This is a genomic window from Novosphingobium sp. NPDC080210 (assembly GCF_050281025.1).
Classification (GTDB): Bacteria; Pseudomonadota; Alphaproteobacteria; order Sphingomonadales; family Sphingomonadaceae; genus Novosphingobium.
Genome location: NZ_JBNNWL010000003.1, coordinates 221,231 through 242,279, shown reverse-complemented (window position 1 = coordinate 242,279; position 21,049 = coordinate 221,231). Strand labels below are relative to the sequence as shown.

Below are 21,049 nucleotides of genomic sequence, written 5' to 3'. Positions count from 1 at the left end.
GGCACGCCGGGGTGCCGCAACATGGGCCGGGAGACTAACCGGGATTTCGCGGCTGTGAAGCGAAATTCGTCTGGCTTGTTGCTTTATTGCGCGGTGTGAGGGCCTGTCCAAAGGGGCATGAGCCCTTGCCTGCACCGCTGTATTATGGCACTGCTGCACCTATGGCCGACAACAGCAAGCCCGTCTATCTGAAGCTGCGCGACAAGATCGCCGCCGCGATCATCGACGGTTCCTATCCGGAAGGGTCGATGCTGCCATCGGTGCGTGCATTCGCAGCCGACCAGGGGGCCAATCCGCTGACCGTTGCCAAGGCCTATCAGCAGTTCCAGCTGGACGGGCTGGTCGAGGTCCAGCGCGGAGTGGGAATGTTCGTGGCGCGCGGCGCTGCGGAAAAGCTGCGCAGCAGCGAACGCGAGCAGTTCCTGTCAGTCGAATGGCCGGCAATTCGTCGGCGGATCGAACGGCTGGGTATCGCTCCGGCACAACTTCTCGCCGAAATTTCCTAGCTTTGGCACTATTTGACAATTGCTAATCCGATCCGGATTTGGCAAAAGATGCCCGTGCAGTGCTGCTTGTACCGGGTCGGAAGCCGTACCGCGCTTTTATCCATTGATTTGGGAGGACCGGTTTGCCGGTCCGCGAAAGGCGTGTGTAATGATCCGTTCCGAACTCGTGTCCGCCCTTGCGCGGGAAAACCCCGAACTGCGTACCGAAGAAGTCGAAAAGATCGTTTCGACCTTCTTTGATGAAATCGGCCAGAAGCTCGCTTCGGGTGGCCGCGTCGAACTGCGCGGCTTTGGCGCCTTTTCCACCCGCGCCCGCGATCCGCGCAAGGGCCGCAATCCGCGCACCGGCGATTCGGTGGAAGTGCCGGGCAAGCGCGTTCCCTATTTCAAGCCGGGCAAGGAAATGCGCGCCCGCCTGAACGCCGACTGAGACTTGGCCCGGCCCGCGTCCGGGCCGGGCGACCTGTTGTCCCGGGCCCAGCCCGGGACGACGAAATGGGTTCCGAATTCCGCCACTTGCCCTTATGGCGAATGCCGATGCGGACGTGGCGGAATGGTAGACGCCGGGGACTTAAAATCCCCTGATCCCTGATCGTGTGGGTTCGAGTCCCACCGTCCGCACCATTCAAAAGGCTGGACTTTTCGGGTTCAGACCCTTCGATACAGTATCAAGGTGGGGGACGAAGGGGTGGGGGAATCTCCCCCTCCTCCGGGTTTCCTCCCGATCCTAAAGGCTCCTGAGGATTCGTTCTTCAGGGGCCTTTTTTACTTTTCCACAGCCCAGCCAAAAAAACCCTCTTGCTAACCCACAGCAGTAATGCGTATGGAGACATACCACGATCTAGGAACATCCAAGATCAGGGAATAAAACCCCGACATACCCTAAGCACCCAAAGAACAGGAGTTGCCAAGATGCAGCCACAGGTCCTGACTACCTCCGCCAATGACACCGCCACCCTGATCGAAGCCCAGCGGACTATCGAACTCCGCGCCTCCCAGGATGGCTACAACCGTTACATCAAGCAGCAGCAGTCAGCCGTAGATAACCTTGGTGGCCAGTCGAGCGCTGAAGCAGTCAAGATGATCCGTGGGTCCATCCCTCTCGTAGCAGAGCAGATCAACGCCTGGATCGAAGCCAACGACCACGGTGGCCGGGGCAAGCGCCACGCCGCCCTCGCAGTCCTGAAGCGTTTCGACGCTGACCTTCTCGCCTTCCTGTCGCTGAACTCAGTGTTCGCCGGGATCACTGAAGAACACACCATCACCGCAATCCAGACCGTGATCGGCGGTCAGGTCGAAGCTGAACTCATCGCTCTCGACATTGAGGAAGCCCAAGGTCGCAAGGTCGCCAAGCGCATCAAGGAAGTGACCCAGCGCCAAGGCAGCGCCCGCAACCGCAAGAAGGTCTTCAACAAGCTGACCTCCGAACACCTCCCTGAACACCAATCGTGGGCGCAGGACCACAAGCTCCGCATCGCTGAACCTCTGGTCAACGCTGTCCTCCTCGCTCTCCCGGACCTGATCGAAATGGTCACTATCCCGGTAGCCCGCAACAATACCCAAACCGTCATTCGCCTGACCGAAGAGGGCATTCAGCTATTCGGCCAGCTTCGTGAAAGCATGGCATGGATGCAGCCCATCCACCGCCCTATGGTGGTCCCTCCGCGTCCTTGGGCCGACTTTGACACCGGCTGCTACTATGAAGAACGCTCCGCCCGCACGGTGAAGCTGGTCCGCACCTACAACAAGGACCACAAGGCCCTCGTAAAGCAAGCCATCGCAGACGGTCAGATGTCCTACGTTCTGAAGGCAGTGAACGCTGTCCAGAACACTTCCTGGGCCATCAACCAGCCTATCCTTGATCTGGTCGAGTGGGCCTTCAACGCCGGGATCGAAGACCTTGGGCTACCTTCGCCTGAACTTCGCCCTGTCCCTGCCAAGATCGACGCGGAAGAGTGGGAAGCTATGTCCCCCCAGCAGCGCAAGGCCCACCGCCTCATCCTTGCTGGTATCCACAAGCGCAACCGTGGGATCGTATCGGACCAAGCGGTCCTGCTGCGTGACCTAGAGACCGCAAAGGAACTCACCGCCTACCAACAGTTCTGGCTTCCCCACAACCTAGACTTCCGGGGCCGTGTGTACCCAGTGCCGCACTTCAACCACCAGCGGGCAGACCACATCAAGGCCATGTTCCAGTTCGCCAACGGTGAGCCTCTGGGAGAGTTCGGCATTGCGTGGCTTTCGGTCCACCTAGCTAACTGCGGGGACTTCGATAAGGTCTCCAAGGAAGACTTCGACACCCGCCTTCAGTGGGTCGAGGACAACGAGCAGATGATCCTTGCCGTAGGGAACGACCCTAAGGCTACCGTGGACCTCTGGAAGCAAGCGGATAGCCCCTTCATGTTCGTCGCCGCCTGTATGGAATATGCCCGCTGGGTAGCTACCGGACGCAGTGAAGACTTCGTGTCCTATCTCGCCGTAGCCCTGGATGGGTCTAACTCCGGTCTTCAGCACTACGCTGCTGCCCTGCGTTCGGAGAGCGAAGCGTCCTTGGTCTCCCTGACCCCCGCAGCCAAGCCCTCGGACCTCTACAACACTATCTCGAAACTGGTGGTAGCAGCCATGCAAGCTGAAGCCGCCGAAGGGAACGTACTGGCCCAGGTCTGCCTTGCAGCAGGGATCAACCGCTCCATCGTGAAGCGCAACGTCATGACCTTCGCCTACTCCTCGGAGCAGTTCGGTTTCCGTCAGCAGCTTATGACTGACCTGATGGGGCCGATTAACGAGAAGGTCTTCCTTGGTCGCCTTGAAGCCAACCCCTACGCCATCCACCGGGTCAACAAAGACACCGGGGAAGTCAGTGACGATCTGGACGGTGGGTTTGCTGCCGCTGGCTACATCGCTGCTAAGGTATGGCAAGCCGTGACCATGACCGTGACCAAGGCAACCGAAGGCATGGAGTTCTTCAAGCGCCTTGCGGGAACCCTCGCCCACGAAGCGAAGCCCCTGATCTGGTCCACTCCTCTCGGTCTTCCTGTCATGCACAAGTACAGCGTGTGGGATGTCAAGGAAGTCCAGTTGAACCTCTACGACCGCTCCATGCCCGTCCTTAAGGCTTCGTCTCACGACAAGATCACCGGGGACAACATTGTGCTTCGCAGGGTCCGCGCAAACATCCGTACCAAGCCCACTAGCCGTATCGACAAGGACAAGGCCCGGTCGGCTGTAGCTCCCAACGTCATTCACTCTATGGATGGTTCACACCTTCTGCTGACCGTCCTGAACGCTGAGTACGAAGGGATGTGTGACTTCGCCCTGATCCACGACAGCTTCGGAGTTCACGCTGGGAAGACCCAACGCTTCTTCGACATCATCCGGGAGAGCTTCGTGGAAATGTACGACAACTATTGTCCGTTTGAGGAAGTGCTGGCCTACGCCAAGTCCGTCCTCAGTGACGCAGGGATCGAAAAGCTCCCCGCAATCCCGGCTAAGGGTGACATGGACCTCTCTGTGGTCCTCCATGCTCACTATGCCTTCGCCTAACTCTCTACTATCGAGTTCTCTCTACTATGGCCAACACCAGCAAAGAAAGAGGGGCGCAGATCGAACTTCTGCGTCACCTCGCAACCTTCCCCGCACTTGGGGCCTGGGGCATGGAAGCCCTGATCGTTACGCTCAATAGGGTGGTCCCTGAGTTCAAGGAAAATCCCCTCTCATTTGGTGAAATCTCCACGATCAAGGAATAAAACCCCGACATACCCAGAGACCGCTCTGGACCTCCTAAAGCCCTCTAAGGCCCTCTTAGTCTAGAACTAGGAGGGTCTTTTCTTTCACACCTTAAGCCAACAGAAGTTCACTTGAAGAAAGTTAAGTTCACCTCGCCGTATGGCGTTGCACAGTACCCGCACATTTCCAGTCCTGACACCAAGGGGAAGTACGCGGACAACAAGTATAAGACCAAGATCGTCTGCAAGATCGACAGCCCCACGGCTCTCGCTGCTGTAGAGCGCATCAAGGCCGCTGCCGAAGACATTCATGGCAAGGCCGGTCTCAAGAAGTATATGCCCTTCGAGATTGACGAAGACGCAGGAACCATCACGTTCTCGGCCAAGTCCCAGTACGCCCCTCTCGTTATGGACGTTAAGGGCAACAAGGTCGGCAAGGACGTTCGCATCCGTGGCGGCTCGACGCTGGCCCTCGCTGGCTACCTGGTCGAGTTCGACAAGGGCGTCTCTTTCCAGCTTCACCAGGTTCGCGTGAAGTCCCTCTCGGATGACAGCTTCGATTTCGAGGAAGTTGAAGACGGCTACGTCTACGAACCCTCGGACGATGCTGATGACAGCTTCGATGCCGCAGACGATGGCGACGAAGACGATGGGGCGACCAATGGGTCGGCCTTGGACATCTAATCGGGCTGCGGGAAAGGCACCTAGATTAGCTAACGGCTTCCGCTCAGGGCTGGAAAAGAAGATCGCAGACGACCTCTCGGACAAGGGTATCCCCTTTGACTACGAGAAGCTGAAGATCACCTACACAGTCCCTGAGCGCCAAGCCACCTACACCCCGGACTTCGTTCTCCTCGACAACGGTATCATCGTGGAGAGCAAGGGTATCTTCGATGCTGATGACCGCAAGAAGCACTTGCTCATCAAGCAGCAACACCCTGACCTCGACATCCGGCTAGTCTTCAGCCGCGCCAACGCCCCGATCTACAAAGGGTCTCCTACGACCCATGCGAATTGGGCCGACCATCATGGGTTCAAGTGGGACGAAAAGCTCATCCCTGATGCGTGGCTGAAGGAAAAACCAACCCGCAAATAACCCCCAACCCCTCGGCCTAGAGACCGAGAGAGGACGCGACTTTATGACAATCAACGTAAACCAGATGCTCTCCGACCTCCTCCGGGTCGAGGGGGGCTACGTCAACGACCCCCGCGATGCTGGGGGCGAGACGAACTTCGGGATCACCAAGGCCACCGCAGTAGCGAATGGCTACACCGGGTCCATGCGTGATCTGACCAAGGATCAGGCCCTTGAAATCTACCGTAAGCAATACTTCTACACCCCCGGCTTCGGACTTGTCGCAGACGCAGGGGTCCCTTCAGTGGCAGCAGAGCTTTTTGACACTGGTGTCAACATGGGACCTGCCGTTGCCGCCAAGTTCCTCCAACAGTCCCTCAACGCCCTCAACAACCAAGGCAAGGACTACGCTGACATCACCGTAGACGGAAAGATCGGCCCCGGCACCATCAACGCCCTCAAGGGTCTCATCAAGAAGCGCGGTCTGGAAGATACCGAAACGGTTCTCCTGAAGGCCCTCAACTGCCTCCAGGGCGCACGGTACATCTCACTCGCTGAGAGCCGCCCTACAAACGAAGCCTTCCTCTTTGGCTGGCTTATGAACCGCGTGGAGTTGCCTTCGTGACCCCAGCAAACGCTGTCCTACTGACCGACTACGGCTTGGACCTCAAGGCCCTCGCAGACTTCCGGTCAAACCCGCCCGCATTCCTCCTTGTCTCCGCAAAGCGAAAGACGAAATAACTCATGCTTGACACCTTTATCCGCAAGGGTGGCACCAAGGCCCAGCGCCGCGTTCGTGCCGCCGTATCCCTGATCTTCTTCCCGGTCCTCCTCGCAGCATCGGTTGTCGTGGGGACCCTCCATCACATCTTCGACTTCCTCCGCGAGTTCGTTCTGGACCTGAAGGAACTCATCGTTTCCGACATCCCGCACATCATCTCCGAAATGGTCACTGTCGTTAAGACAGGAGAAGCCAAGTGAAGAAGAACACTCGCAGCCGCAAGGCACCTAAGCCCAACATTGCCGCCCTGTCTCCCCAGGCCCAGACGGTCCTGAAGCATATCCAGAAGGCCGGTTCGATCACCCTGCGTGAAGCTATCCTCGACCATAGCGTCCAGTCGCTCCCGCGCCGCATCAAGGACCTCCGCGAAGCTGGCTTCAACATCGTAGGTAGCTGGAAGATGCACCCGATCACCGGCCAGCGTTATATGCGCTACTCGCTGGAAGACTGATGTTCCGCCAACCGGACCCCGACGATCCAGACGATCCGAACTACTCCCGGTTTGAGCCTTACGACATCTACTACCTTGGGGGCCTAATGCTGATCGCGTGGGCCTTAGCCATCTCGGTCGGCATAGCCCTCAGGTATTCCTGACAATTAGGAACACTGAATGAATAAGATCATCGCCTTCTTCCAGAACCTGTTCACCCCCTCGACCGCTACCTTGGTCAAGGGCGTAGGGTTCGCGGAAACGATTATCAGCCGCAGCATTGACCAGCAGACCGACCGTCTCTCTGACATGGCTGAAGCCCGTGCAGCCCTTGAAGCAGCTATCCGCAAAGCGGACGCTGACCTGGACACCGCCTACAAGCTCCTTCACCGTGTATCTGGACTGACTAAGTAACCCATGAAAGACCAAGACGGCGCTGATGGTAGCGTCTTTGTTGGTAAGGAACCCTGCCCTAGCTGTGGGTCCAAAGACAACCTGGGCCGCTACTCTGACGGCCATGCCTACTGTTTCTCGCCGTCCTGCGACTACTTTGAACCAGCAGACGGTGAGAAAGCGCAAAGCGACTTCACGCCCAAGCGCACCTCCTTCAACCCCATCCACTACGAAATCTCCGGTCTCCCCAAGCGTGGTCTGTCTGAGAAGACTTGCCGCATCTGGGACTATGGGATCGGGGAGTTCAACGGCAACCCATGTCACTTCGCCCACTACCGGGACCCCGTTACACGGGAACTGGTAGCCCAGAAGGTCCGCACAGCCGGTAAGGACTTCCCGGTCCTCAAGGCTGAAGGGACCAAGCTGCCCCTCTTTGGTCAGCATCTGTGGCGTGGGGACAGGCGTTCCCTCATCATCACTGAGGGGGAACTGGACGCTATGTCCGTCTCCCAGGTTCAGGACCACAAGTACCCTGTAGTCTCCCTAAGCGGTGGCGCAGGGAACGCAGTGAACGACATCAAGCGTCACTACGAATGGGTCTGCGAGTTCGACAAGATCGTCCTCATGTTCGATGACGATGAGCCGGGACGTAAGGCTGTAGAAGCCTGTGCTGAACTCCTGCCTATCGGCAAGACGCACATAGCTACTATCGAAGGCTTCAAGGATGCCAATGAGGCCCTTGTCGCTGGGAAGCCTAGCGCCATCACTTCGGCCTTCTGGAACGCAAAGCCCTATCAGCCTGATGGGGTCTTCACCCTGTCTGACATCAAGGAAGACGTTCTCGCTCCTGTGGAGATGGGGACACCTTGGTTTCTGGATAAGCTGACTGAGCTGACCTTTGGCCGCAGGGCCGGTGAGGTCTACTACTTCGGCGCAGGGACGGGCGTAGGGAAGACCGACTTCTTTACCCAGCAGATCAGCTACGACATCATGCAGCTAGGGATACCCACTGCCTGTATCTATCTTGAACAACCTCCAAGCGAGACAGGTAAGCGCATCCTTGGCAAAATCTTCGGTAAGCAGTTTCACATCCCCGATGGAAGCTGGACCCAAGAGGAACTGGATGATGCCTTCCGCAAGGTCGAAGCCACCGGGAAGCTATTCCTGGGAGGTAACTTCGCCTCTGCGTCATGGGAGCAGATCAAGGCCCGTATGCGCTTCATGGCCCACGGCCTAGGCGTAAAGCACTTCTACCTGGACCACCTGACAGCCCTCGCTGATCCCTCAAAGGAACGCGAGAGCTTGGAGATTATCACCAAGGAACTCGCCCTGATGGCGCAGGAACTGGAAGTGGTAATCCATGTCATTTCCCACCTCGCAACCCCGGAAGGAAAGCCTCACGAAGAGGGCGGTCGCGTCATGCTCCGTCACTTCAAAGGCTCCCGTGCAATCGGCTTCTGGGCGCACTTCGCGTTCGGCCTAGAGCGCAATCCGCAACACGATGACCCTGAGATAGCCCAGCAGACAACCTTTCGTTGCCTGAAGGACCGCTACACCGGGAGAGCTAACGGCAAGACCATCACCCTTGGATACGACACGACCACCGGACTTATCTCCGAGTGTCTGTTCCCCAAGGCTGAGGAGGACCCGGATGAGTTCTTCCAGAGCAAGGGTCAGACATTGGAAGTTTAACCAATGGATGTCCGCACACTCTTCGCTGACCTACGCGCTAAGTCCAAACTGATCCACCACCTCAAGTCCCGCAGGGACCGTGGTGAGTTCAAGTCCGTAAACGATGCTCTCGCCCTCCAAAGGGCAGAGCGCGAAGCCCAGAGACTTAGGGACCAATTGCCGCCTCTCAGTCTCGTAACCCGTCAGGACCCCTCCGCCTTGTAATAGTCTCACCCCACGGCCTCTGAAGCTGCGGGGGTTAGGCGGGCGCACCATAGGGATGCAGCGCCAGTCTAGAGCGTGTGACTGCACGGTGCCGGGGGACACTAGGTCCATATTTCCCCCACCACATGAGAGTACAATTTGAAAGTTCTAATATCCTGCGAGTTTAGCGGGACGGTTCGTGATGCCTTCATCGCAAGAGGTCATGAAGCACTATCCTGTGATCTTCTTCCTTCGTTGAAGCCAGGTCCCCACTACCAAGGGGATGTCAAAGACGTACTGTACGATGGTTGGGACCTTATGATTGCCCATCCCCCTTGTACGTACCTGACGGTCTCTGGTCTGCACTGGAACAAGAGGAACCCTGAACGAGCGGCCAAGACCGAAGAAGGCTTGGAGTTCGTCAGGCTACTCATGGACGCTCCGATCCCTAAGATAGCCATTGAGAACCCGGTAAGCTGCATAAGCTCCCGTATCCGCAAACCAGATCAAATCATCCAGCCCTATCAGTTCGGACATGACGCTTCCAAGAAGACCTGTCTTTGGCTGAAGGGCTTACCGCCGCTTCCTCTTGACCCAGCGCTTCGCTTCCCAGGCCGCATGGTCCTTAACAACGGGAAGATGGTCGAGCGGTGGTCAAACCAAACCGATAGCGGACAGAACCGCCTTGGTCCCTCCGAGGACCGCTGGGCAATCCGCTCCCTTACATACCAAGGCATTGCAAACGCGATGGCCTCAACCTGGGGCTAACCCACCTACATGACCATACGCCGCTGTATCTCCGACTTGGAGACGAACGGCTTCCTCGAAACCGTCACCAAGATACACTGTGCGGTCATTGTCGATATAGACACCGGGGAAGCGAAGGGCTTCCGCCCTCACGAAATTGATAAGTACCTTCAGGAACTCTCGACCTACGATGAGGTCTGGGGTCACAACTGGATCAAGTTCGACGAACCAGTCCTGAAGAAACTCTACCCCAGCTTCACGCCACCTAAGGGCATGGACACGATGGTCCTGTCCAGACTGGTCCACCCGGACATCAAGTCCTCTGACTATGACCGGGCAAAGCTCTGGAAGGCTTACGCGGATAGCGAAGAACAAGCTGCCGTTGACTACTCCGAAGGTCGCACTCCGCGCCTCTGGACCAAGCCTGTCCCCAACCCGTTCCCCGCCAAGATGATCGGCTCCTACTCCCTTGCGGCGTGGGGCTATCGTCTTGGGGAACACAAGGGAGACTTCCAGACCCAGGACGATTGGCAGACCTTCTCTGAAGAAATGTTCGACTACATGATGCAGGACGGAGTGGTCACACACCTCCTCTATCAGAAGCTGATGGCCCATGAGCCTTCGGCCCAGTCGGTCGAACTAGAACATCGCATTGCCCGCCTCTGCTTCCAGATCGAACAGAACGGGTTCCCCTTCGACGTACAGAAGGCAATCGAACTCCACGGTCGCCTTCTGGATGAGCGTGAAGCTCTCCGTGTCGAACTGCTCACCCTCTTCCCACCGTGGAAGGTCAAGCTCCCTGACTTCATCCCCAAGGTCAACAACAAGACCCGTGGATACGTCAAAGGCCAGCCTGTCGAACGCTGGAAAGAGTACGAGTTCAACCCTGCCTCCCGTGAACATATCGCTGACCGCCTGACCGCCAAGTACGGTTGGAAACCTACGAGCTTTACCGAGAGCGGTAAGCCGATGGTGGACGATGATGTTCTCTCATCCCTCCCATATCCTGAAGCCCAGAAGCTCTCCCGGTTCTTCCTGCTCGAAAAGCGCATCGGCCAGTTGGCTGAAGGAAACCAAGCGTGGCTGAAGGTCCAGAAGAACGGTAAAATCCATGCCCGCTACACCACGAACGGCACCGTCACAGGGCGGTCAACACACTCTCATCCCAACATATCGCAAGTCCCCCGTGTTTCGAGTGAGTTCGGACGGGACTGTCGAAGCCTGTTCCATGTACCTCAAGGATGGGTACAGCTTGGCGCTGACCAACAGGGCCTAGAGCTTCGCTGCCTAGCCTCTGACCTTTCGGGTCTTGCAGGGGACGGTGGGAACTATGCCACTATCGTTACCCAGGGCGATGTTCACACCACCAATCAAGAGGCCGCTGGGTTAGATACCCGCGACAAGGCCAAGACCTTCATCTACGCCTTCCTGTACGGCGCTGGGGACGAAAAGATCGGCTCCATCGCAGGGAAGGGGAAGCAAGCCGGGAAGAAGCTCAAGGAAGCCTTCCTCGCCAAGACCCCCGGCCTCGCCAAGCTCCTCGCTATCGTCAAGGGTGCCGCCAAGCGCGGCTACATCAAGGGTATCGACGGACGCAAAGTTCCCATTCGCTCCGATCACGCTGCTCTCAATATGCGCCTCCAAAACGCAGGGGCTGTGGTCTGTAAGCAATGGGGCTGCGACTGGGACGATGCCCTCAAGGCCAAGGGTCTGAAGCATGGCTGGGACGGGGACTACGTGTTCCTCTCTTGGTCCCATGACGAATACCAACTCGCAGTACGCGATGACCCCGACCTGATAGAAACGGTCAAGCAAGCTGGGATCGAAGCTGGCCGCAACGCCGGTATCCCCTTCAACTTCCAATGCCCGCTCGACGTAGACGTAAAGGTCGGTCGCAACTGGGCTGAGTGTCACTAATAGTGCCGAATAGAGGACTGTTGACAATCGTGGATATTATGGTGTACCAGGTAGTCAGAAAGGAAACGTGAGCAATGACTGAAACCGAAAAGAAAGCCCTCGCGCTGGTGAATGAGGTGCGGGAGGAACGAGACGAGTCTCCACTTGATAAGCTAAACAGAGACCACATCTCCTCACAAGAAGCCCTCTGCCGCACCATCGAACAATTTGAAGTCTTCCGGCAGGAGGTGAGCGATGCGGTGGAGACGCTGTTGGCGTGGCCGTCCATCAGATCGCAAGGCATTCTCGTCAGCACCCTCAACCGCTTCATCATCGCCAAGCCCGACCCGCTGGTTGAGGCGCTTAAGGATTGCGGCTTCGATCAAAACTACATGGTCGTGGCTAATAATCTTAACGCAGCCCTAGCCGCCCGTGGCCTTGAGATAAGGGAGAAGCAGCCATGACTGACGAAGCAAACCGCAAGTTGGATGCCATCATGCTGCCAGTGAACAACGAACTAGGCGACGAAATCGTCAAGGCATGGCTCAAGCTGCACATGGCATGGGCGCAGGACGCATACGACAAGGCAATCCATCCAGAGGACAGGGACACTGCGCTGGCTGACCTACACGCCTTTCGACAAGTGCTGAACTACGCAGGAGGCGGTGATGACTGACATCCGCATCGAGTGGCTGACAGCCAGTAGCGACTGCGACCAAGCCGGTTGCAGCGGCGGCTATTCCGAAGGCGCACGGGTCTACTTCGACGGCGAACTGGCGCTCGACCTTGAGCCTGTAGCATCCTGCTACGGCGGCACGTTCTACGACCAAGAGCAGGTGTTTGGCCTGATCCTCGCCAAGCTGGGGCATAACCTTGTGGAGACTAGCTATGACTAAGCGCAAGCCATACCCCGCATGGATATGCAGCCCATGCGGTGACAAGTGGGGCCGTAGGGAATGCGGCAGAGCAACGTGGCATACGGACACTTGCTGCATCTGCGGTGAGCGCAGGGCGGTTACGGAACCCCGTGACTACGGCCACCTCAAGGACGGATGGGAAAAGCCATGACTGATCCTAGCAAATTGGGAGTGACGCTCCTGATATTTGGGAGTGAAGGCCATGACTGACGAAGCAAAGGCGCTGGTGGAGCGGTCCGAAACTATCCGAAGCCAGATGTATTTGGACCTAGTTGCGAACGACACGCAGCACAAAGAAATGCTGGGCCTAATCGAAACCCAAGTCCGCGAAATCGAGCGGCTGCGGGAGGCTTTGAAAGCCGAACGGCTCAAACCTTGCCGCCACACGCGAACAACTAGATCGGAAACGCAGCGGCCCGATCTCATTGAATGGCAGAAAGCGCAATCCGAGTGGTTCGACCCCACTATTCTAGAGATTGTATCGGAATACGCTGCTTTCCGCGACCGCGCAGCACTCGCAGGAGACAGCCATGTTTGATTTTACTGAAACGCCCTACGCAGAGGATTTCGCTGCTGAACTGTCTGATTTGATTGACGAGTATGTCAGGCGCGGGCTTACATTCGATTGGATTGTATTGCTAATGAAGAGCGCCATTGAAGATATGGGGGAAAGCCATGACTGATGAAGCAAAGGCGCAAGCGGAGCGGCTTAATAAAGCCGAGCAGTTTTTGCGCAGCGGCAATCTTGCGGGTCTTTTGCGGCAGCAAGATTATTACAACAAGGCGCATTACGTTAGCAGCCCACTACCATACGGCCAAGTTGCAGACCTTATTGAAAAGCAAGCTGCCGAACTCGCCAAGTTCAAGGCGCTGGCCGAGACGCTGGCGGGGGCTTTGGAACAAATGCACCGCGCCGTTTGCCATGAGACGGGGTTTGCCGAGGCAGTGCGCGCAGATAGCGGTGTTGCCTACCCATGGGAGCCACTAGACGTAGCGGCTGACGCTTCGATCAAAGCACTCACCAGCTACAAGGAACAGCGCGATGCCTGATAACCCACAAGCATATCCCTGCCTTGATAGCAGCGGCGATGGTCTGTCTATGCGCGACCCCGGCATGACGCTGCGCGATTGGTTCGCAGGGCAGGCTTTGACCAGCACCATGCGTCTTGTGACAAGTCACGAAAGTGAAAAGGGCGAGGGTATCGCGCAGACATTTGCCCGCCGAGCCTATGAACTGGCAGACGCCATGCTTGCCGAACGAGCGAAGGAACAGCGCGATGCAAGTTGAACAAATCGACCGGGAAGCGGCGGCGCGGCTCATTGCACTATGGGACGATGGTGACTTGCACTGCGACGACTTCACGGAAGCCTTCGCCCGCCATCGCATCGCAGAACGCGAACGGGTCGTGGGGGAGATTGTGGCGTGGCTGCGGGAGCAGGGCATCGCAAGCACCGGAAGCGAAGCCGACAATGGATGGTGGGAAACTTCCACTGGCGCAGAGTTTGGGGAAAGCATCCTTGACCAGATCGAAGCCAATTTCGGAGGGTGCGATGGAGAACGAAAAAAGAACGCTTTCCTACAAGCCCCCAGCCATGATCTAACGGGGCCATAAGCAAACCTCCTTACCCCTGAGTACCCTAAACCGAATGAACGACCTGATCCTGTACAAGCCTCCTGCTGTCCTAACGGAGCGGGAGGTTCGCCTAGCTGCGGTTGTATCCAATCGCCGCCACAATGTCCGAGACGCTCTCGTAAACGTCCGAGAAGCAACCCTGGTCATCAAGGACAAGCGAGGCAGCGTGTTCAACGCTGACATTAAGCTCCCCGCTGTGGATGCCGAAGCAATCCTCAGCCTCCTTCTGGAACGCGATGAGCAGTTCCTGACCTCTCTCAATATCGAATTGGAACCCTAATGATTAAGATGGGCCTGATCCTCATGGCCGCAGCCTTCCTCCTTGGATGGAGCGTACCGGCTGCATGAAGACCACTAGCACCTATGGAGCCGAACTCATTGACGTAATGGGTTCGGACCTGACGGTGGTGAACGCCGCCCGCGTCAGCTTCGACAAGCAAAGCGAAATGGAAGAAGTCACTGAGACCCTCTGGGAAGACAATGTTCTCCTTGGTCCTCTCCCCTATGACGTAAAGTCCATGCGTCTCAAGGATGCCGACAAGCGGCTGATTGCTTACCTGGCGAAGCACAAGCACTGGACCCCGTTCGCTCACCCCCAGCTATCGTTCCGCGTATCTGCGCCTCTCTTCGTCGCTAGGCAGCTTCAGAAGCACCAGGTCGGCCTTGCGTGGAATGAAGTGAGTAGGCGCTACGTGGACAGTGAACCGGAGTTCTACGTCCCTGACGTATGGCGCAAACGTGCCGACAACGTGAAGCAGGGATCGTCTGATGACATCCTTGCTGATGAGATATTCGGAAGCGACGAGTACGGAGCGTTCTCTTGGTCTCCGCGAACAGTATACAGGATGACACTGACCTCTCTGGTCGCACTTTACCGAGACCTACTGGATGCAGGGTGTTGCCCAGAGCAAGCCCGCATGGTCCTACCGCAGTCCATGATGACCGAATGGGTCTGGACCGGGAGCCTCGCAGCGTTCGCCCGTGTCGCCAATCAACGTCTTGATCCCCACGCCCAGCGTGAGTGCCTCCCGGTAGCTCAGGACATCGCTGAAGCCCTCCGCCAACACTTCCCGGTATCCTGGGAAGCCCTACGGGAGAACAAACCCCAATGAACCTGTTTGACCTAGTTCACTACATCTACCTGACGGGCGGAACGACCACCAAGTCTGACTTCTCCCGTGAGTATGCCACCCGCATCGCTGAAGCAGCATCGCTTGGCCTCATCACCACTGAAACCCCTCTGGATGGCTTCGGTAACGTATGGCGCGTTTCGCCTGACGGTCTCCTCTCCCTGTTCGCAGGGATGGGGGAAGTAATCGAAGGACAGTACATTGTCCAAACCCCCACGCTTACTAATTGACGCTGACGGTCTGCTCTTTCGGGCAGTAGCCGCCGCAGAGTACGAAGCAGAGTGGGACGATGGGGTCCTGGTGGCCTCTACGAACATTAACCAAGCCATAGATATGTTTAAGTCCCAAGTGGACAGCATTGGCCGTGAGCTTGAAAGTGATGACCACGTTTTCGTCCTCTCCGGTTCTGACAACTTCCGCAAGAAGCTGGACCCCAGCTACAAGGCTCACCGGACCTCCCGCAAACCTCTCGGTTACAAGAAGCTAACCGATTGGCTTAAGGAGACTTATCCTGACCGCGTAGTCTGGGAAGATGTGCTGGAAGCTGACGATTACTTGGGCATTCTGGCTACTAAACCAGGTGCGCCCGATAGTATTATCGTCTCCGATGACAAAGACTTGCAAACGATTCCATGCACTTTATTCCGTCTTGGCGTACTGTCCACGATTGACGAAGTTGAAGCGGACAGATACTGGTTTCTACAGACGCTTACTGGCGATCCGGCTGACGGCTACAAAGGCTGTCCCGGTGTCGGTCCAGTAACCGCAGAGAAGCTCTTAGCTAAACCGGGGGAAAAGTGGGAAATTGTTCGCCGTGAGTTTTTGAAAGCCGGGTTGACTGAAGACCAAGCTGTCCTTCAAGCTCGCCTTGCCCGCATCCTTCGCTACGCAGATTGGGATAGTAAGAACCGCCTACCTATTCTGTGGACACCGCAGACCGCATAACCCTTTGATGGAAGACTGACCACAATGAAGCACCTTTCTCAGATGGCAAGTACCCCTGACCCTACGTTTTCCGTGGACCAGCGCCTCAATATCGTGACGCTTAATGACCCGGCTTGTGACGAAACCAAGGTCTACCTTGGGGACCATGACTGCCTAACGATCACACAGATTACCGAAGACGGTGAGTATATGTCGATCATTGTTAGCCGCGAGATGCTTCAAAATCTGTGGCCAACCCTGAACCTATGGATGACACTGAAATAACCCAACGTCCCCTTAGTTCTCGCCCCCTCATGATCGGACTTTGCTCTCCGGTCATGGGGTCGGGAAAGACCACCGTAGCTGAATACCTGGTACGCAATCACGGCTTCATCCGTCTCTCGGTCGCCTCGACCCTGAAGGCCATGACCCGCACTTTTCTCGAAGAGAGCGGAATGAACCCCTACGATGCTGCCGAAATCATCGCAGACCCCGAACTCAAGGAAATGCCCCTGAAGGCATTGAACGGGAAGACCCCCAGGTACGCCATGCAGACCCTAGGCACCGAATGGGGCCGCACCTTGTTTGGCGAAGACTTCTGGATCAACGCCGCCATCAACAAGGCGAAATCTCTGATGTCTCAGGGCTACAGCGTTGTGTTCGATGATGTACGATTCACTAACGAAGCTGAGGCCATTGTCGCTAATCTTGGCTGCATGGTCCGCGTAGAGCGTCCGGGAGTTAGTGCTGCACCTACAGATCACCCGTCCGAAGGCCAGCTTAACGACTACCCCTGCGCCTACCGCATCATCAACTTCAGCACCCCTGCGGTCCTTGAAGTCGAGGTAGCGAACCTGATGAAGCACTTCTGATCTTATCGCCCCTGCGCCTACCCCTAGGCGTGGGGGCTTATTTTTCCTCAATTCAAAAGCATAAATGACCCGTTTTAAATCTAACGCTAATCCCCAGTTCCGCTCCAAGTTCTCCGAAGACATCTTCAATCACAAGTACGCCCACGATGGCGCACGGACCTGGGATGAACTCTGCGAAACCCTAATCTCTGAAGTCTGCTCTGGCCTTATGGCCCCTTCCGAAGTCTCCCAGCTTACCCAGTACATGAAGGAGATGAAGTTCATCCCCGGTGGTCGCTACCTGTACTACGCTGGCCGACCGAACCCCTTCTACAATAATTGCTACCTTCTCCGCGCTGAGGAAGACAGCCGCGAAGACTGGGCCAACCTGTCATGGAAAGCTGAAAGCTGCCTGATGACTGGTGGTGGCATTGGGGCTGACTATTCGGTCTATCGCCCTGAAGGTTCCCCTATCTCCCGAACTGGTGGCCTTGCCTCTGGTCCTCTGCCCAAGATGCAGATGATTAACGAGATTGGCCGCAGGGTCATGCAGGGCGGCTCACGCCGATCCGCGATCTACGCCAGCCTCAATTGGCAGCATGGGGACGCTGACAAGTTCCTCACCATCAAGGACTGGGACCAGTACCCTGTAGGGAACACCGGGTTCACCTATGCCGACATCAAGCAGCAGGATTTCAACTTCCCCTGCCCGCTCGACATGACCAACATCTCCCTCAACTATGACGATGCTTGGTTGAACCTGGGCGAAGAAGCCCGCGCCTTGAACCCCACGTTCCTGAAGAATGTCCGTCAGGCCCTCAAGACCGCCGAACCGGGCTTCTCCTTCAACTTTGGAGACAAGCAGAACGAAACGCTCCGCAATGCCTGTACCGAAGTCACCAGCGCCGATGACAGCGATGTCTGCAACCTCGGCTCCCTGAACCTCGGTCGTATCGAAGACCTCAATGAGATGATTGCGATTACGGAGCTTGCCACCAAGTTCCTGATCTGCGGAACCCTCAAGGCCAAGCTGCCCTACGAACGTGTCTATGAGACCCGCGAGAAGAACCGCCGCTTGGGCCTCGGTATCATGGGTCTCCACGAATGGCTGATTAAGAAGGGCTATCGCTACGAAGTAACCCCCGAACTGCGTAACTGGCTGGCAGTATACCAGACGGTCTCTGACGCTACCTCGCGGACCTTCGCTGACCAACTGTCTATCAGCCGCCCGGTCGCCAATCGCGCTATCGCTCCCACCGGGACTATCGGCATCCTTGCCGGGACCACCACGGGGATCGAACCGCTCTTTGCGGTGGCCTACAAGCGCCGCTACCTGAAGGGCGATAAGGACTGGCATTACCAGTACGTAGTGGACGGCACGGCCCAGGAACTGATCGACCTCTATGGGGCTGACCCTGAGAAGATCGAAAGCGCCGTGGACCTCGCTGCCGACTACGAGCGCCGCCTGTCACTTCAGGCTGACGTTCAGGACTTCGTGGACATGGCTATCAGTTCCACGATCAATCTCCCCGCATGGGGAACCCCTCTCAACAATGAAGACACCGTGGAGGACTTCGCTCGTAAGCTCTCCAAGTATGCCCCGCGTCTGCGTGGGTTCACCTGTTACCCAGACGGAGCGCGAGGCGGTCAACCGCTGACCCCGGCTCCCTACGCCACCGCCAAGCTACTGCAAGGCGATGAGTTCAAGGAAGAATACCATGATATTTGTGATATATCGGGCAAGGGCGGAAGCTGCGGCATCTAAGCCCAGCTACGAAGACCTAGAAGCCCGCATCCAGGACCTAATGTCCAAGGGTGACGCTGCCCTAGAATACGCTCGGCACACTGATGGCTGCGCGTCCAATGTTGGGGCGTGGGGCGATCCGATCCCTGCCTGTACCTGTGGGTTCGCTGAAGCTCGAAAGGCATGGATCAGGGCCTAAAACTCAGGGTCCTCATCCGTATCCCTAAGCCGACCTTCGCTCTCTAATCGCCTCCTCTCAGCCGCTGCTCCGCGCTGCCGTCCCTCCTCTCTGGAAACGTGCATCAGCAATGGTATCACTATGAATACTATCGCTAGGAGTAGCGGCTGGGGGATGTACATGAGGAATACTTCTCGTTGACTTTACTAGATACGGCAATGATCTTCGTAGGTGGATTTGCCTCGGTGTTTACCCTCGGCTTTCAGAGCCGTGCAGTCAATGGTGGAAACTATAAGCTGGCCGCAGCAATGTCCTTCACCATCGCAATGTTCCAGGCCCACCTCTGGAAACTAATCGTTGAAGGGGAGCAAGGACTGGCCCCATCAGTGATCTACGGCCTGTCTGGTATGTGTGCGATCACTAGCGCCATGTGGGTCCACCAGAAGTTCTTCCACAAGCCCACAGGCGAGGATGAGAAGGCAGAATCCAAAACTCCTCCCGGATGATTTTGTTTGATCCGATTTTCGGACCTTTTCAGGCTTAGGCCAATTTTTAATTTGATCGGATTTTTCGACCTTTTCCGCCATAAAGAACGCGGGTCGCTGCTGTAACTGGCGGCGATCTGTGTTTTTGCTTGTCGGCACCGGGGACCGTTCTGTCCTTATGAACGCACACCCGCGCCCACACGCGCACACCATGCGCGCACCTACGCGCCCACGCGCCCATTGCCCCCTAGGCACCAAGGGAACCCCCTCTAGATTGCCCGGAAACAGGCCGTACAGCGCCAAGGGGATAGCCCTAGGTACTAGCCCTGCCAAATAGGGGCGAAACACCCCCAGCGCCTCCCTAGGGCAAAATACGGAGATAGGCCGCCCCAGGCACCCCACGGGACAACAGGCAAAAGAAAACCCCCGCCAGGATAACCCGGCAGGGGCAGAGAGGGGATAACAGGGAGAGACAGGGAACTAGTCGAAATCCCCCCTAATGAGCTTCACAAGCCACCACAGCAGATAGAACGGCAGCAACAGGACGAACAGGATAAGACCGAATAGAACACCCTCCGCCATATCCTCTATTATGTTGAGCTTCACAGCCTAGCGCCTTCCCATGGCTTGCCCGAACTCAGCCGGGGACATTGCCTCTAGAAAATCATCAGCCGTTATGCCCACGCTATCCAACAGTTCAGCAGCAAGAACAGGGAAGCGCTGCACCAGGTCTAACAGTTCCCCTTGCGCGTCATAGGCACCAGCCGGGGAACCGAACGCGAAAGCGCTATCATCATCATATTGACCGCCCCAGCCCCAGGCAGACCCGTAATAGGTTAGCTCAGTAGGGTCCCGCTGGATAACCAGCCCTGATAAATCAGCAGAGACTAGCGCCTTGCGCAGCCGCCAGACATGGAGAGCGTCGAGCGTCTCCCTAGGCCCGTGTTCGCCGGAATAGCCCACAGAGACGTTAGTGCATTCGGGAATAACGCCCATATATGAATAGCTATCTGTATAGCTCCCCGTATCGTCTGCCCGGTACTTCAGGCCGCGCCCTGTCTCATTAAGAGCAGCGGAGAGAGACGCAGCGAACGCTTCAGACGCGCAACGCTCCCCTAGTTGATGCGTGATAATGTCCTGATAGTCGCGCCGATCAAATGCCACGCAAGCATCCCAGCCCTGAAGCCGCTCAGGCTCACATTCGACCACATAGCAGGACCCTAGCCGCCCCTTCTCTTCCCCCCGGTGGAACACATAGCCCCCCGGCACCCTAGCGCGTATCATCTCCAGCATAAGCCACAGACCCGCGCCATCATCAGCACCTAGGCATCGCCCAGCCTTGCGCTTGACCAGTTCCACAGTCTGCCCATCATCAGCAAACCGGACACCTTGCCGCCCCCCGCTGGCGTGGACCGTATCAACATGGCAGGACCAGAGAACGTCAGGCCCCGAATTGACCGCTTTAGGCACAGCGGCCCACACGTTCCCGAAGCCGTCCCGATCATAGGGAACGCCCAGGCCGTCTAGGACCTTGCAGACATGAAGCTCAACAAACTGCGCTTCAGCTTGCGACCCATGAGGACGCGCCCAGCTTAGTATTTCGAGCAGTTCCCTAACGCCTTCCTGCATCTCTTCCAGTTCACCGGGGAGGGGAACAGGAGCAGCGAGAGGAGCCGCAGCAAACGCGAAACGCTCAGACATAGACACCGAGCTAGAATATACAATCTTCGACATAATACAGACTTTCTACAATAGGGG

General features: G+C 56.9%; 29 protein-coding genes and 1 tRNA gene. 29 read left to right on the top strand and 1 reads right to left on the bottom strand.

Features of this window, described 5'->3' with window-relative positions; translation table 11 throughout:
- Positions 1-161 precede the first annotated feature (161 nt).
- From ACQKOE_RS10135 to ACQKOE_RS09995, 29 genes are all read left to right on the top strand, one after another.
- Positions 162-506, top strand: coding sequence for a GntR family transcriptional regulator (locus ACQKOE_RS10135; RefSeq protein WP_374592077.1), 345 nt, complete (start codon positions 162-164; stop codon positions 504-506).
- Between the two features lie 148 nt (positions 507-654).
- On the top strand, positions 655-936 hold the full coding sequence (locus tag ACQKOE_RS10130; RefSeq protein ID WP_374592075.1) for an integration host factor subunit beta: 282 nt from the start codon (positions 655-657) through the stop codon (positions 934-936).
- Positions 937-1,045: 109 nt separating this feature from the next.
- Positions 1,046-1,130 (top strand) — tRNA-Leu (locus ACQKOE_RS10125).
- Positions 1,131-1,418: 288 nt separating this feature from the next.
- On the top strand, positions 1,419-4,049 hold the full coding sequence (locus tag ACQKOE_RS10120; RefSeq protein WP_427512686.1) for a DNA-directed RNA polymerase: 2,631 nt from the start codon (positions 1,419-1,421) through the stop codon (positions 4,047-4,049).
- A 26-nt stretch (positions 4,050-4,075) separates the two neighbouring features.
- Positions 4,076-4,252, top strand: coding sequence for a hypothetical protein (locus ACQKOE_RS10115; RefSeq protein WP_427512685.1), 177 nt, complete (start codon positions 4,076-4,078; stop codon positions 4,250-4,252).
- Between the two features lie 111 nt (positions 4,253-4,363).
- On the top strand, positions 4,364-4,915 hold the full coding sequence (locus ACQKOE_RS10110) for a hypothetical protein (protein WP_427512684.1): 552 nt from the start codon (positions 4,364-4,366) through the stop codon (positions 4,913-4,915).
- A complete protein-coding gene (locus tag ACQKOE_RS10105) occupies positions 4,893-5,327 on the top strand; it encodes a hypothetical protein (RefSeq protein WP_427512683.1) in 435 nt (144 codons plus the stop codon). The genes ACQKOE_RS10110 and ACQKOE_RS10105 overlap by 23 nt, the downstream gene beginning before the upstream one ends.
- Before the next feature lie 43 nt (positions 5,328-5,370).
- A complete protein-coding gene (locus tag ACQKOE_RS10100) occupies positions 5,371-5,931 on the top strand; it encodes a glycoside hydrolase family 108 protein (protein ID WP_427512682.1) in 561 nt (186 codons plus the stop codon).
- Between the two features lie 119 nt (positions 5,932-6,050).
- Entirely contained in the window at positions 6,051-6,287 is a 237-nt protein-coding gene (locus tag ACQKOE_RS10095; RefSeq protein ID WP_427512681.1) for a hypothetical protein, read from the top strand.
- Positions 6,284-6,538: a helix-turn-helix domain-containing protein gene (locus tag ACQKOE_RS10090; RefSeq protein ID WP_427512680.1), complete on the top strand. Its 255-nt coding sequence runs from the start codon at positions 6,284-6,286 to the stop codon at positions 6,536-6,538. The genes ACQKOE_RS10095 and ACQKOE_RS10090 overlap by 4 nt, the downstream gene beginning before the upstream one ends.
- A gap of 159 nt (positions 6,539-6,697) precedes the next feature.
- Complete coding sequence (locus ACQKOE_RS10085) at positions 6,698-6,931, top strand: hypothetical protein (RefSeq protein WP_427512679.1); 234 nt, start codon at positions 6,698-6,700, stop codon at positions 6,929-6,931.
- A gap of 3 nt (positions 6,932-6,934) precedes the next feature.
- Positions 6,935-8,602 carry a toprim domain-containing protein gene (locus ACQKOE_RS10080; RefSeq protein WP_427512678.1) on the top strand — a complete coding sequence of 556 codons (1,668 nt, stop codon included), beginning with the start codon at positions 6,935-6,937 and terminating at the stop codon, positions 8,600-8,602.
- A 960-nt stretch (positions 8,603-9,562) separates the two neighbouring features.
- Positions 9,563-11,449, top strand: a complete 1,887-nt coding sequence (locus ACQKOE_RS10075) for a DNA polymerase (RefSeq protein WP_427512677.1) — start codon at positions 9,563-9,565, stop codon at positions 11,447-11,449.
- A 74-nt stretch (positions 11,450-11,523) separates the two neighbouring features.
- A complete protein-coding gene (locus tag ACQKOE_RS10070; protein ID WP_427512676.1) occupies positions 11,524-11,892 on the top strand; it encodes a hypothetical protein in 369 nt (122 codons plus the stop codon).
- Entirely contained in the window at positions 11,889-12,104 is a 216-nt protein-coding gene (locus tag ACQKOE_RS10065; protein WP_427512675.1) for a hypothetical protein, read from the top strand. Before ACQKOE_RS10070 ends, ACQKOE_RS10065 begins: the two co-directional genes overlap by 4 nt.
- Entirely contained in the window at positions 12,097-12,324 is a 228-nt protein-coding gene (locus ACQKOE_RS10060; RefSeq protein ID WP_427512674.1) for a hypothetical protein, read from the top strand. The genes ACQKOE_RS10065 and ACQKOE_RS10060 overlap by 8 nt, the downstream gene beginning before the upstream one ends.
- 223 nt (positions 12,325-12,547) lie before the next feature.
- The gene (locus ACQKOE_RS10055; protein ID WP_427512673.1) at positions 12,548-12,883 is read left to right on the top strand and encodes a hypothetical protein; all 336 of its coding nucleotides are present in this window, start codon (positions 12,548-12,550) and stop codon (positions 12,881-12,883) included.
- Positions 12,876-13,028 carry a hypothetical protein gene (locus ACQKOE_RS10050; protein WP_427512672.1) on the top strand — a complete coding sequence of 51 codons (153 nt, stop codon included), beginning with the start codon at positions 12,876-12,878 and terminating at the stop codon, positions 13,026-13,028. Before ACQKOE_RS10055 ends, ACQKOE_RS10050 begins: the two co-directional genes overlap by 8 nt.
- Complete coding sequence (locus ACQKOE_RS10045) at positions 13,021-13,395, top strand: hypothetical protein (protein WP_427512671.1); 375 nt, start codon at positions 13,021-13,023, stop codon at positions 13,393-13,395. Before ACQKOE_RS10050 ends, ACQKOE_RS10045 begins: the two co-directional genes overlap by 8 nt.
- Positions 13,388-13,633 (top strand): hypothetical protein, encoded by a 246-nt coding sequence (locus ACQKOE_RS10040; protein ID WP_427512670.1) that lies wholly within the window; start codon positions 13,388-13,390, stop codon positions 13,631-13,633. Before ACQKOE_RS10045 ends, ACQKOE_RS10040 begins: the two co-directional genes overlap by 8 nt.
- On the top strand, positions 13,623-13,958 hold the full coding sequence (locus ACQKOE_RS10035; RefSeq protein ID WP_427512669.1) for a hypothetical protein: 336 nt from the start codon (positions 13,623-13,625) through the stop codon (positions 13,956-13,958). The genes ACQKOE_RS10040 and ACQKOE_RS10035 overlap by 11 nt, the downstream gene beginning before the upstream one ends.
- A 34-nt stretch (positions 13,959-13,992) precedes the next feature.
- Positions 13,993-14,259, top strand: coding sequence for a hypothetical protein (locus ACQKOE_RS10030; protein ID WP_427512668.1), 267 nt, complete (start codon positions 13,993-13,995; stop codon positions 14,257-14,259).
- A 64-nt stretch (positions 14,260-14,323) separates the two neighbouring features.
- The gene (gene thyX / locus ACQKOE_RS10025; protein WP_427512667.1) at positions 14,324-15,091 is read left to right on the top strand and encodes an FAD-dependent thymidylate synthase; all 768 of its coding nucleotides are present in this window, start codon (positions 14,324-14,326) and stop codon (positions 15,089-15,091) included.
- Positions 15,088-15,339, top strand: a complete 252-nt coding sequence (locus tag ACQKOE_RS10020) for a hypothetical protein (protein WP_427512666.1) — start codon at positions 15,088-15,090, stop codon at positions 15,337-15,339. The genes thyX and ACQKOE_RS10020 overlap by 4 nt, the downstream gene beginning before the upstream one ends.
- The gene (locus ACQKOE_RS10015; protein ID WP_427512665.1) at positions 15,311-16,054 is read left to right on the top strand and encodes a hypothetical protein; all 744 of its coding nucleotides are present in this window, start codon (positions 15,311-15,313) and stop codon (positions 16,052-16,054) included. The genes ACQKOE_RS10020 and ACQKOE_RS10015 overlap by 29 nt, the downstream gene beginning before the upstream one ends.
- 24 nt (positions 16,055-16,078) lie before the next feature.
- Positions 16,079-16,318 (top strand): hypothetical protein, encoded by a 240-nt coding sequence (locus ACQKOE_RS10010; protein ID WP_427512664.1) that lies wholly within the window; start codon positions 16,079-16,081, stop codon positions 16,316-16,318.
- 29 nt (positions 16,319-16,347) lie between these two features.
- The gene (locus tag ACQKOE_RS10005; RefSeq protein WP_427512663.1) at positions 16,348-16,905 is read left to right on the top strand and encodes a hypothetical protein; all 558 of its coding nucleotides are present in this window, start codon (positions 16,348-16,350) and stop codon (positions 16,903-16,905) included.
- Between the two features lie 208 nt (positions 16,906-17,113).
- A complete protein-coding gene (locus ACQKOE_RS10000) occupies positions 17,114-18,649 on the top strand; it encodes a hypothetical protein (protein WP_427512662.1) in 1,536 nt (511 codons plus the stop codon).
- Positions 18,650-19,003: 354 nt separating this feature from the next.
- On the top strand, positions 19,004-19,312 hold the full coding sequence (locus ACQKOE_RS09995; protein WP_427512661.1) for a hypothetical protein: 309 nt from the start codon (positions 19,004-19,006) through the stop codon (positions 19,310-19,312).
- A 588-nt stretch (positions 19,313-19,900) separates the two neighbouring features.
- Here the strand turns inward: ACQKOE_RS09995 and ACQKOE_RS09990 are convergent.
- Positions 19,901-21,025 carry a hypothetical protein gene (locus tag ACQKOE_RS09990; protein WP_427512660.1) on the bottom strand — a complete coding sequence of 375 codons (1,125 nt, stop codon included), beginning with the start codon at positions 21,023-21,025 and terminating at the stop codon, positions 19,901-19,903.
- Between the last annotated feature and the right edge of the window lie 24 nt (positions 21,026-21,049).

Coding starts and splice junctions, on each gene's coding strand:
- ACQKOE_RS10135 (WP_374592077.1), top strand. CDS start 162: ATGGCCGACAACAGCAAGCCCGTCTATCTGAAGCTGCGCGACAAGATC.
- ACQKOE_RS10130 (WP_374592075.1), top strand. CDS start 655: ATGATCCGTTCCGAACTCGTGTCCGCCCTTGCGCGGGAAAACCCCGAA.
- ACQKOE_RS10120 (WP_427512686.1), top strand. CDS start 1,419: ATGCAGCCACAGGTCCTGACTACCTCCGCCAATGACACCGCCACCCTG.
- ACQKOE_RS10115 (WP_427512685.1), top strand. CDS start 4,076: ATGGCCAACACCAGCAAAGAAAGAGGGGCGCAGATCGAACTTCTGCGT.
- ACQKOE_RS10105 (WP_427512683.1), top strand. CDS start 4,893: ATGGGTCGGCCTTGGACATCTAATCGGGCTGCGGGAAAGGCACCTAGA.
- ACQKOE_RS10100 (WP_427512682.1), top strand. CDS start 5,371: ATGACAATCAACGTAAACCAGATGCTCTCCGACCTCCTCCGGGTCGAG.
- ACQKOE_RS10095 (WP_427512681.1), top strand. CDS start 6,051: ATGCTTGACACCTTTATCCGCAAGGGTGGCACCAAGGCCCAGCGCCGC.
- ACQKOE_RS10085 (WP_427512679.1), top strand. CDS start 6,698: ATGAATAAGATCATCGCCTTCTTCCAGAACCTGTTCACCCCCTCGACC.
- ACQKOE_RS10080 (WP_427512678.1), top strand. CDS start 6,935: ATGAAAGACCAAGACGGCGCTGATGGTAGCGTCTTTGTTGGTAAGGAA.
- ACQKOE_RS10075 (WP_427512677.1), top strand. CDS start 9,563: ATGACCATACGCCGCTGTATCTCCGACTTGGAGACGAACGGCTTCCTC.
- ACQKOE_RS10070 (WP_427512676.1), top strand. CDS start 11,524: ATGACTGAAACCGAAAAGAAAGCCCTCGCGCTGGTGAATGAGGTGCGG.
- ACQKOE_RS10065 (WP_427512675.1), top strand. CDS start 11,889: ATGACTGACGAAGCAAACCGCAAGTTGGATGCCATCATGCTGCCAGTG.
- ACQKOE_RS10060 (WP_427512674.1), top strand. CDS start 12,097: ATGACTGACATCCGCATCGAGTGGCTGACAGCCAGTAGCGACTGCGAC.
- ACQKOE_RS10055 (WP_427512673.1), top strand. CDS start 12,548: ATGACTGACGAAGCAAAGGCGCTGGTGGAGCGGTCCGAAACTATCCGA.
- ACQKOE_RS10050 (WP_427512672.1), top strand. CDS start 12,876: ATGTTTGATTTTACTGAAACGCCCTACGCAGAGGATTTCGCTGCTGAA.
- ACQKOE_RS10045 (WP_427512671.1), top strand. CDS start 13,021: ATGACTGATGAAGCAAAGGCGCAAGCGGAGCGGCTTAATAAAGCCGAG.
- ACQKOE_RS10040 (WP_427512670.1), top strand. CDS start 13,388: ATGCCTGATAACCCACAAGCATATCCCTGCCTTGATAGCAGCGGCGAT.
- ACQKOE_RS10035 (WP_427512669.1), top strand. CDS start 13,623: ATGCAAGTTGAACAAATCGACCGGGAAGCGGCGGCGCGGCTCATTGCA.
- ACQKOE_RS10030 (WP_427512668.1), top strand. CDS start 13,993: ATGAACGACCTGATCCTGTACAAGCCTCCTGCTGTCCTAACGGAGCGG.
- thyX (WP_427512667.1), top strand. CDS start 14,324: ATGAAGACCACTAGCACCTATGGAGCCGAACTCATTGACGTAATGGGT.
- ACQKOE_RS10020 (WP_427512666.1), top strand. CDS start 15,088: ATGAACCTGTTTGACCTAGTTCACTACATCTACCTGACGGGCGGAACG.
- ACQKOE_RS10010 (WP_427512664.1), top strand. CDS start 16,079: ATGAAGCACCTTTCTCAGATGGCAAGTACCCCTGACCCTACGTTTTCC.
- ACQKOE_RS10005 (WP_427512663.1), top strand. CDS start 16,348: ATGATCGGACTTTGCTCTCCGGTCATGGGGTCGGGAAAGACCACCGTA.
- ACQKOE_RS10000 (WP_427512662.1), top strand. CDS start 17,114: ATGGCCCCTTCCGAAGTCTCCCAGCTTACCCAGTACATGAAGGAGATG.
- ACQKOE_RS09990 (WP_427512660.1), bottom strand. CDS start 21,025: ATGTCGAAGATTGTATATTCTAGCTCGGTGTCTATGTCTGAGCGTTTC.